The organism is Desertihabitans aurantiacus (assembly GCF_003344635.1).
In the GTDB taxonomy this organism is placed as follows: Bacteria; Actinomycetota; Actinomycetes; order Propionibacteriales; family Propionibacteriaceae; genus Desertihabitans; species Desertihabitans aurantiacus.
In genome coordinates, this window is the sequence record NZ_QPKK01000522.1 from 1 (window position 1) to 1017 (window position 1017).

1 protein-coding gene is annotated in these 1017 nt (G+C 78.5%); it reads left to right on the forward strand.

Annotated elements, in window-relative coordinates; genetic code table 11:
* Window positions 1–26: 26 nt before the first annotated feature.
* On the forward strand, window positions 27–1017 hold a 991-nt coding region (locus DVA66_RS20685), incomplete at its 3' end, for a lycopene cyclase family protein (RefSeq protein ID WP_157974229.1).

The following is a 1017-nucleotide window of genomic DNA, read 5'->3' on the forward strand; positions in this document are numbered from 1 at the left end:
GGGGCACCGGGTGCCAGGCTGGGGACGTGACGGGTCGTCGGGTGTCGGTGCTGGTGCTGGGTCTCGGCCCGGCCGGACGCGCCCTGACCCACCGGCTCGCGGCGGCCGGGGTCGACGTGGTCGCCGTCGACCCGGCCCCGGAGCGCCCCTGGACGCCGACCTACGCGGCCTGGGCCGACGAGCTGCCCGGCTGGCTGGCGCCCGAGGCGGTCAGCACCCGCTTCGAGCCCTGGGTGCACACCGGCACCGCCCGCCGGGTGCCGCGGGAGTACGTGGTGCTGAGCACCCCCCGGCTGCAGCGGAGCCTCACCCTGGACGGTGCGGAGGTGCTTCCCGGCACGGTCGCCGAGGCCGACGCCACCCGCGTCCTGCTGCGCGACGGCACCCGGCTGACCGCCAGCTGCGTGCTCGACGCCCGCGGCGCCCCGCTCGACCCCGCCCGGGCGCAGCAGACCGCGGTGGGGGTGGTGGTCTCGCGCCGGCGGGCCGAGGAGGTGCTCGGCGGGCCGTGGCTGATGGACTGGCGCCGCCACGACTCCGCCACCGCCGGGGGCGCCTCCTCCGGCCCGGCGAGCTTCCTCTACGCGCTGCCGCTGGACGCCGAGGACGCCCTGCTGGAGGAGACCTGCCTGGTGGGACGTCCGGCGCTGGGGATGCGTGAGCTGCGCGAGCGGCTGGAGACGCGGCTGGCCGGCCACGGCCTCACGCTGTCGGGCTTCGAGCGCACCGAGCACGTGCGGTTCGCCGTCGAACCCGACCCGGCGGCCGGACGCCGACCGGGACCGGTGCCGTTCGGCGCACGCGGTGGGCTGATGCACCCGGGCACCGGCTACAGCGTGGCCGTCTCGCTCCGGCTGGCCGACGTGGTGGTCGCGGCGGTGCGCGCCGGCCGTGACCCGCGACGGGCGCTGTGGACGCCGGCCGCCCAGGCCACCCGCCGGCTGCGGCAGGCCGGGCTGCGCACCCTGCTCGGGCTGGACGCCGCGGGCACCGTCCGCTTCTTCGACGCCTTCTTCG